This window comes from Cellulomonas citrea (assembly GCF_009829685.1).
Taxonomy (GTDB): Bacteria; Actinomycetota; Actinomycetes; order Actinomycetales; family Cellulomonadaceae; genus Cellulomonas; species Cellulomonas citrea.
Genome location: NZ_VWSD01000125.1, coordinates 1 through 8743 on the forward strand (window position 1 = coordinate 1; position 8743 = coordinate 8743).

Here is an 8743-nt window from a genome sequence, read left to right on the forward strand (position 1 = left end):
CCGGCCCACCAGTACAGCGCCGACCCGGCGGACGCCGACCGCGCCGGCGCCTCGCTCGCCCTCAGCGTGCGGGCGACGCTCGCGCTCATGGACCCCCCGGACCAGCGGCTGACCTTCACCGGGGTCGTCGAGTCGGGCGCCCCGCTGGGCGTCTGGCAGCCGCGGCCGACCCCGGCCCGCACGACGGTGCGCTCCGACGTGCTCACGGTGCGGCTCACCCGACGCACCCCGCCCGGGGCGCCGGTCCGTGAGCCGCTGCCCGAGCACGTGCGGGCCGAACGTGCCGCCCGGGCGGTGCTCGTCGAGCAGGCCGCCGGGCAGGGCGAGCAGATCGACTACCCGGTGTGGGTGTGGCAGCTGGGCGAGGCCGTCGTCGTCGCCCACCCCGGTGAGGCGTACTCCTGGCTGGCCCGCACGCTGCGCGCCGCGCTGCCCGGCCGTCCGGTGCTGGTGGCGAACCTCACCAACGGCGCCGGTGCGTTCTACCTGCCGCCGGCCGCCGCCTACGCACGTCCCAGCTACACCGTGGGGCAGACGCCCGCCGGGCCCGGCAGCCTCGAAGCGGTGGCCCGGGCCGTGCTGCAGCACCTGGGCGTCAGCCCCTCCGACCCGCAGTTCACCACCCCCGAGCAAGGAGCCTCGTCATGACGCACCCGCGTCCCATCCGTGTCGGCGTCGTCGGTCTGGGACGGGGGCAGACCTTCATCGACCAGTCCACCCCGATCGTGGGGATGGAGCTCGTCGCGATCTGCGACACCTGGGAGGAACGGCTGCTCGAGTTCGGCGCCACCCACGGCGTGGCCACCTACACCGAGTTCGAGAAGTTCCTCGAGCACGACATGGACGCCGTCGTGCTCGCCAACTACTTCCACGAGCACGCCGACTTCGCGATCAAGGCGCTGCGCGCCGGCAAGCACGTGATGAGCGAGACCGCCGCGTCGTTCACCCCGGCCCAGGGGGCGGCGCTGGTGCGCGAGGTGGAGAAGTCCGGCCTCATCTACATGTTCGCGGACAACTACCCGTACATGGCCTACAACCAGGAGATGCGCCGGCTCTACCAGGAGGGCGCCGTCGGCGACTTCCGGTACGGCGAGGGGGAGTACGTGCACCCCATCTCGGCGCACCTGTTCAACTCGATCGCGATGAGCCCCGACCACTGGCGCAACTGGCTGCCGGTCACCTACTACTGCTCGCACTCGCTGGCCCCGGTCATGTTCGTCACGGACACGGTGCCGGTGAAGGTCTCCGGGTTCGTCATCGCGCACGACCCGGACGACGCGAACAAGGCGCGCACCGTGCGCCGGATGGACACCGCCAGCATGATCGTGCTGACGATGGACAACGGCGCGATCGTCAAGCTGCTCCAGTACGACCTGCGCGGGCACGGCAACTACGTGCGCATCGTCGGCAACCGGGGCCTCATGGAGAACGGCCGCGGCCCGCTCGAGGAGCACCTGCGGGTGCGTCGCGAGCCGTTCGAGAAGCCCGCCGGCGTGCCGGTCGAGACCAGCTACGTGCCGGACTTCCCGGTGTTCGGCCGTGAGGCCGCCTCGACGGGCCACGGCGGCGGCGACTTCTTCATGAACTACGAGTTCGCGCAGGCCATCCGCACCGGGGTGCAGCCCTACTTCGACGTCTACAAGGGCGTGCAGATGGCGCTCGTCGGGGCGTTGGCCTACCGCTCGGCCCTCGAGGACAACCGGTCGATCGTCATCCCCGACCTGCACGACCCGGCCGTGCTCGACGCGATGGCGAACGACCACTTCTCGCCGGACCCGAAGGACGCCGGCGGCGACAACCCGCTGCCGTCGGTGCTGGGCCACGTCGAGCCGACGCCCGAGGGCAAGGCGTACGCCGCCGAGGTGTGGTCGCGCACCGACGAGCTTCTGTTCGGCGGGGGTCTCTGGGACCGCTGAGCGCCGGAGCCGACGGGTCCCGGACCGTGCACGCCTGTGCGGTCCGGGACGTTGTCGTTGCATCTTCTAGGACCTTGCCTCTCACGAACGGGTGAATTCTTCCTGGTGTACTGACCCCACCTGCACGTTGGTTCACGTTTGTGGTCCGCGTGCCGAAGGGCCTCGTGACGACAGCGAGGGCGATGCCGAACCGGGATCGCCGGACTTTCACGAGTGATGGGTGACCTGGTATGCGACTGAACTCGGTAGGTGCACGGCTCGCAGGCGGCTTCGCCGTCGCGCTGGTCTTCCTGGCGGTCCTGGGGGCGATCTCCTACCTCAAGGTCGGCGAGATCAACCAGAACCAGAAGGCAGTGGTCCACACCTACCAGGTCCTCGAGGGAGTGGCTGCGGTCTCCGCGACGCTCACCAACGCCGAGACGGGCCAGCGTGGGTACGTCATCACCGGCGAGGACTCCTACCTCCAGCCGTACACCGACGCCAAGAACCAGATCGGCGGGCAGATCGACACGATCGCCTCGCTGACCGCCGACAACCCGGCCCAGCAGCAGCGGATCGCCGAGCTGCGCACCGCGGTCGACGCGAAGTTCGCCGAGATGCAGTCGACGATCGACCTTCGCCGCAGCGGCGGCTTCGAGGCTGCCCAGGCCGTCGTGCTGCAGAACGCGGGCAAGTCCACCATGGACCAGATCCGCGGCCTGCTCACCGCGATGGACGATGCGGAACGGTCCCTGCTGGGCACCCGGACGTCGGCCAGTGACTCCGCCACCGCCACCACGCGCACCATCGTCGTGGCCAGCCTGCTCCTGGGCCTCGTGATCATGATCGGCATCGGGCTGGTGGTCGCCCGTTCGATCACCCGACCGGTCCGGGTGCTCACGGAACGGCTGCGGGAGATGGCCGAGGGCGACGGCGACCTCACCCAGCGCGTCGACGAGAACCGCAAGGACGAGTTCGGGAAGCTCGGCGCCTACTTCAACCAGTTCCTGGAGAAGATCGCCAGCACGGTGCGGGCCATCGCCGAGAGCGCCTCGAGCCTGTCGGCGGCCTCGCTCGAGCTCACCACGACGAGCGACCAGATCGCAGCGACGGCCGAGCTGTCCAGCGCCCAGGCGGGCAGCGCCTCGGCCTCGGCCGAGCAGGTCTCGCGCAACGTGCAGACCGTGGCCGCGAGCAGCGAGCAGATGGGCGCGTCGATCAAGGAGATCGCCGGTAACGCCTCCGACGCCTCCCGTGTGGCGCAGCAGGCCGTCGAGCAGGCCGAGAAGGCGGCCGAGATCGTCGGTCGGCTGTCGGCGTCCAGCGCCGAGATCGGCGACATCATCAAGCTCATCACGTCGATCGCCGAGCAGACCAACCTGCTGGCCCTCAACGCCACGATCGAGGCGGCCCGCGCGGGTGACGCTGGCAAGGGCTTCGCGGTCGTCGCCTCCGAGGTCAAGGACCTGGCCCAGGAGACCGGACGCGCGAGCGAGGACATCGCCAACCGGGTGCAGGCCGTGCAGCAGGAGACGCAGGGCGCGATCGAGATGATCGAGTCGATCTCCGGTGTGGTCGAGCAGGTCAACAACTACTCGGGGATGATCGCCTCGGCGGTCGAGGAGCAGACCGCGACCACCCACGAGATCGTCCGGAACGTCGCGGACGCCTCCGCCGGGTCCAGCGCGATCGCGCAGAGCATCGTCCAGCTCGCCGAGTCGGCCCAGCAGACCAGCGTGGGCGTCGAGGACACCCGGCACGCCGCGGACGACCTCACGAAGATGTCGCACGACCTGCAGCAGCTCGTCGGGCAGTTCCGGGCCTGAGCGGCCGGCCAGGTGCCGGGTGCGGGTCGCTCAGACCTGCGCCCGGCACAACCCGGCGGCCGTCGTGACCCACAGCGTCCCGTCGGGTCCGGTGCACATGCTCGTCGTGCGTTCGTCCGGCGTGCGGACCACCAGCTCGGGCACACCGTCGGGGGACAGCAGCACGGCGGCGCCCAGCCCCCAGAACGCGACCCAGAGCCGGCCGTCGGGCAGCAGGTCCAGCCCGTCCGGCACGGCGTGGGCGGCGCCGGTGAACCGCTGGACGACGTGCCAACCGGTGGCACGCCCGTCGGCGTAGGCCGCCGCCGCGATCGCCCTGGTGTCCGACTCGCAGACCAGCACGGTGCCGCCGTCGGGCGTCCACACGATGCCGTTGGGGCAGCCCATCGTGGTGAGCGCTGGGTGCACCAGACCGTCGGCCGGGTCCACGCGCTCGACGTACCCCGTCGGGCGCTCACCTGCGGGCGGGTCCACGAGGGGCAGCACACCGGCCCAGACCACGCCGTCGGGCGCCAGCCCGGCGTCGTTGAACCGCAGCCCGGCCGGGGGAGCCGGCGCGAGCGGCGTCGTGGTGGCGGCCAACGGGTCGAGCCGCACCAGACCGTCGGCGCCGGCGACCAGCAGCGTGCCGTCGGGTTCGGGCAGCGCGGCGCCGACCGGTCCCGTGGCGCGGTGCAGCACGGTGGTGCCGACCTGCGGCCGGTGCAGGCGCACCTCACCGGCGTCGATGTCCACCCAGACCACACCGTCCAGCGCGTGCGACCACACCGGGTGCTCGCCGAGCAGAGCCTGCGTGCCCGGCACCGCGACGGCGTCGACCGTCGGCACCCCGGCGAGCCCGTCCAGGTCCAGCACGCGCCCCTCAGGCGCCAGCCCGTCCCACGCCACCGGCGCGGCCGGCAGCGGGGTACCGGCGGGGTCTGCCGAGCTCATCGGGCCCGCTGCACTCATCGGCCCTGCTGCACTCATCGGGCCAGCGCGACGGCCGGCTCCTGGCCCTCGACCAGCGCGGCGAGCAGGTCGGCGAGCCGCTCGATCTCGGCAGCGGACTCCGGGTCGAGCACGAACCCGGCAGGCGTGCGCATGGCGGTCGAGGTGAACACGCCCTGGCGCACCAGCAGGTGCTTCTCGACGGCGACGAACGCGTCGAGCGAGGTCTGCATCCCGATCATCGCGTTGAGCACACCGGACAGCGCGTACGCGAGCGGCCAGTCGCCGGTGCGCAGCGCGTCCCACAGCCGCTGCACGCCCCAGCACACCTCGGCCCCGGGCATGGTACCGACGATCCCGCGCCGGTAGCTGTCGAGCAGCGCGGCCCCGCCGGTGCCCTCGAGGATCCGGGCCCGTCCGCCGGTGACGTCGCGCAGCTGGGACAGCCGCTGGCCGATCGGGCTGGCCTCGGGCTTGAAGTAGATCGCGTCGCCGTACCGGTCGAGCAGCTCGGCCTGCATGTCCAGGCCGAGGGGCCGGCCCACGTACCCGCTGGCGTCCTGCACGACGACCGGCACGTCGATGGCCTCGACGATCTCGGCGAAGTGGTCCACCAGCCGGTCGGCGTCCACGACGGTGCTGAGCGGCGGGTTGACCATGACGGCGTCGGCGCCGGCCTGCGCCGCGTGCCGGGCGTAGGCGACCGAGGTGCGGGTGCTCTCGGCGCCGCAGCTGATGACCGACAGCGCCCCGCGCGCGCGGGCAGCGCCCACGACGGTCTCGCTCAGCTCGAGCCGCTCGTCCTCGGTGAGCCGCAGCAGCTCGGTCACCATGCCGGTGGTGACGCCGGCGACGCCCTGGTCGAGCACCCAGCCGATCTCGGTGACGAGGGTCTCGGTGTCGATCGAGCCGTCGGCGGCGAACGGCGTCTGCAGCACGGGCAGCACCCCGTGGATGGGTCGTGCGGTCATCGGGCGTTCCTTCGCTGCAGGGTGAGTGGTCGAGGTCATGAGCGGCCGACGACGGGCGGCACGAAGCGCCGGGCCTGCGGCGTCGGGGCGGTGAGGAAGTCCAGGTCACAGCCCTGCGGCGCCTGCAGCACGTGGTCGCGGTAGAGCCGCGGCCAGCCGCGCAGGTGCTCGTCGGGCACCGGGACTGCCCGCGCCGCCCGGGCAGCCAGCTCGGCGGGGTCGACGAGCAGGTCGATCCGTCGCCGGGTCACGTCGAGCCGGATCGGGTCGCCGTCCTGCACGAGGGCGAGCGGTCCGCCGACGGCGGCCTCGGGGGCCACGTGCAGCACGACGGTGCCGAAGCTGGTCCCGCTCATCCGCCCGTCGCTGACCCGCACCATGTCCGTGACCCCGGCGGCGGCCAGCGCCTGCGGGATCGGGGCCATCGCCCACTCGGGCATGCCGGGCACGCCCACCGGACCGCAGCGGCGCACGACGAGCACGTCGTCGGCGCTCACCTGCAGGTCCGGGTCGTCCAGCCGGGCACGCATGTCCGCGTAGTCCTCGAAGACGACAGCGCGGCCGGTGTGGTGCCACAGCTCGGGCGAGGCGGCGGCGGTCTTCACCACGGCGCCGTCGGGGGCGAGCGTGCCGTGCAGCGCGACCATGGTGGGCGCGGGCGCGACGGGGTCGTCGAGGGTGCGGACCACCCCGGCCGGTGCGGGGGACGCGGCGGCGTGGGCGGCCAGTGTGCGGCCGTCGCCCAGCACGACGTCGCCGTCGAGCAGCCCCGTGGCGAGCATCGGCCGGGCCAGGGTGCCCAGGCCACCGGCGGCGAACACGTCGTGCACGAGCTTCGTCCCGCACGGCTCGACGTCGAGCAGCAGCGGCACGTCGGCCCACCAGGCGTCGATCTGGTCGAGCGTGAGGTCGATGCCCAGCCGGCCGGCCACCGCGGTGAGGTGGATGACGGCGTTGGTGGAGCCCCCGGCGGCGGCGAGCAGCCGGAAGGCGTTGGCGAAGGCCGCCGGGGTCATCGCGGCGCTCGGCACGGGTCCGCGTCCGCCGGCGCGCCGGGCGACCTCCAGACCGGTGCGGTAGGCCAGGTCGGCCAGCTGCGGTGAGCCCGACGGGCACCCGGTCGACCCGGGCAGGCACATCCCGAGCGCCTCGGTGACCAGGGCCATCGAGGAGGCGGTGCCCATCGTGTTGCACGACCCGGGCCCGGCGCACGCCAAGGTGCGTTCCAGGGTGCGCCAGCCGGTGTCGTCGAGAGCTCCCGTGCGCCGCCGGTCGAGAGCGCGCCACAGATCGGTGCCCGAGCCCAGCGGGCGTCCCTCGAACAGTGGCGCCGCGCGTGACCCGCCGAGCAGCAGCAGCCCGGGCAGGTCGGTGCTGGCGGCCGCCATGAGCGCGGCCGGCACGGTCTTGTCGCAGTTGGCCAGGTAGACGACGGCGTCCAGCGGGTGGGCGCGCACGTCCTCCTCGAGCTCCATGGCCGCGAGGTTGCGGTAGAGCATGGCGCTGGGCTTCATGAGGTCCTCGCCCAGCGAGATCACCGGGAACCGGGCGGGGACGGCGCCACCGTCGCGGATCCCGCGCTCGACGTGCGGCAGCAGGGCGCCGAACGCCGCCTGGCACGGGTTGAGGTCGGACGTGGTGTCGGCGATCCCGACGACGGGTCGGCCGTGGTCGGCCTCGTCGACGCCGAGCGCGACGCGGTGCAGCACCGCGACCTCGTCGTCCCCGTCCAGCCACTGGGCGCTGCGCAGCGTCCCGGCCACGGGCGCTGCGGCCGGCTCGTGCGGGCCGGTCATGCCGGCCGCGCCGTGCTCGGATCGGCCGCGAAGCCGATGTGGCTGGTCATGGCTCCGTCGACGACGATCGTCTGGCCGTTGACGTAGGACGCGGCGTCGGACAGCAGGAACTGCACGACGGCGGCGATCTCGGTGTCCTGCGCCAACCGGCCGGCGGGGACGAACGCGGTGAGCTCGTCGCGTGCGGCCTGCGGGTCGGCGGCGGACGCGAGCGAGGCCTCGAGGGCGGCGGTGACGACCCCGCCCGGTGCGACGGCGTTCGCCCGGATGCCGAGCGCCGCGTAGCTGACGGCGACGTTGCGGGTGAGCGCCTCGATCGCGGCCTTGGTCATCTCGTAGACGCCGTGGTCGGGGTAGGCCCGCCGGCCGTGCACCGACGAGATCGCCACGAGCGCACCGGGCCGGCCTGCGTCGAGCCAGGTGCGCACGGCGGTCTGGGTGCCCCACAGCGTCCCGTAGAGGTTGGTGTCGACGGTGCGGGCCGCCTCGGTCGCGGTGAGGTCGGGCAGCGGGCAGGGCCGGTCGACGCCCGCGCAGCTGACCCACCCGTCGAGCCGGCCGATCGCCGCGGCGGCGTCCCGCGCCTGCAGGTGCGTCGCCGGGTCGGCGATGTCGCCGGTGACGGCCCGCACGGCGGCGCCGTCGTCGGTGAGCTCGGCGAGGGTGGCCGCCGGGTCGAGGTCGACGAGCACGACACCTTGCCCTGCGCCGTGCAGGGCCCGTGCGATGGCGCGCCCGATCCCGGACCCCGCGCCGGTGACGACGACGGTGCGCAGCTCGGTCGTCATGGGGCGGCGGGGGAGTCGACCTGCTCGATCCCGGCGGCCCACCGGATGTGCTGGTCCATCGCGGCCCGGGCGCCCTCGGCGTCCCCGGCCTCGATGGCGCGCCCGACGGTGACGTGCTGGCGGGCCGACTCGGCCATGTCCTGCTCGGTGAGCAGCGAGGACTCCCAGCTGCTGGCGAGGTATCCCTGGACGTCCCGGCTGAGCTGGGACAGCGGCAGGTTGCCGGCGAGCGTGGCGATGAGGCCGTGGAACGTGCGGTCGAGCTCCAGGAACGCCTCGAGCCCGCTCGCCGTGGCGGCGAGCGCCTCGGTGCGCGCGACCACGGCGGCGACCTGCGTCTTGTCGTCCGCGGAGGCGCGCTCGGCGGCGAGCCCGGCGCACGCGCTCTCGAGCACGAGCCGGACCTCGTAGAGCTGGCGGCGCAGCTCGGCCCCGCGCCCGACGCGTTCGAAGGCGGTCTGCACGCTGGGGGACAGGACGTTCCACTCGCGTTCGGCGCGCACGGTGGTGCGCTTGCCGTGCTGGACGTGCAGCACA

The 8743-nt window shown here is 73.2% G+C and carries 7 protein-coding genes and 1 pseudogene; 3 read left to right on the forward strand and 5 right to left on the reverse strand.

What is annotated here, in order from left to right; all coding sequences use genetic code 11:
• The 3 genes and pseudogenes from F2B26_RS12430 to F2B26_RS12440 all read left to right on the forward strand — a co-directional run.
• A pseudogene (locus F2B26_RS12430) lies at positions 1–648 on the forward strand (hypothetical protein); the annotation flags it as partial.
• Positions 645–1916 carry a Gfo/Idh/MocA family protein gene (locus F2B26_RS12435; protein WP_159809833.1) on the forward strand — a complete coding sequence of 424 codons (1272 nt, stop codon included), beginning with the start codon at positions 645–647 and terminating at the stop codon, positions 1914–1916. The pseudogene F2B26_RS12430 and the gene F2B26_RS12435, both read left to right, overlap by 4 nt.
• 230 nt (positions 1917–2146) lie before the next feature.
• Complete coding sequence (locus F2B26_RS12440) at positions 2147–3721, forward strand: methyl-accepting chemotaxis protein (RefSeq protein WP_159809835.1); 1575 nt, start codon at positions 2147–2149, stop codon at positions 3719–3721.
• A gap of 30 nt (positions 3722–3751) precedes the next feature.
• On the opposite strand, the gene F2B26_RS12445 is transcribed toward F2B26_RS12440, so the two are convergent.
• From F2B26_RS12445 to F2B26_RS12465, 5 genes are all read right to left on the reverse strand, one after another.
• The gene (locus F2B26_RS12445) at positions 3752–4672 is read right to left on the reverse strand and encodes an SMP-30/gluconolactonase/LRE family protein (protein WP_159809837.1); all 921 of its coding nucleotides are present in this window, start codon (positions 4670–4672) and stop codon (positions 3752–3754) included.
• Between the two features lie 14 nt (positions 4673–4686).
• Complete coding sequence (locus F2B26_RS12450) at positions 4687–5622, reverse strand: dihydrodipicolinate synthase family protein (RefSeq protein ID WP_159809839.1); 936 nt, start codon at positions 5620–5622, stop codon at positions 4687–4689.
• A 35-nt stretch (positions 5623–5657) separates the two neighbouring features.
• The gene (locus F2B26_RS12455; RefSeq protein WP_159809841.1) at positions 5658–7418 is read right to left on the reverse strand and encodes a dihydroxy-acid dehydratase; all 1761 of its coding nucleotides are present in this window, start codon (positions 7416–7418) and stop codon (positions 5658–5660) included.
• The gene (locus tag F2B26_RS12460) at positions 7415–8206 is read right to left on the reverse strand and encodes an SDR family NAD(P)-dependent oxidoreductase (protein ID WP_159809843.1); all 792 of its coding nucleotides are present in this window, start codon (positions 8204–8206) and stop codon (positions 7415–7417) included. Before F2B26_RS12460 ends, F2B26_RS12455 begins: the two co-directional genes overlap by 4 nt.
• On the reverse strand, positions 8203–8743 hold a 541-nt coding region (locus F2B26_RS12465), incomplete at its 5' end, for a FadR/GntR family transcriptional regulator (RefSeq protein WP_159809845.1). The genes F2B26_RS12465 and F2B26_RS12460, both read right to left, overlap by 4 nt.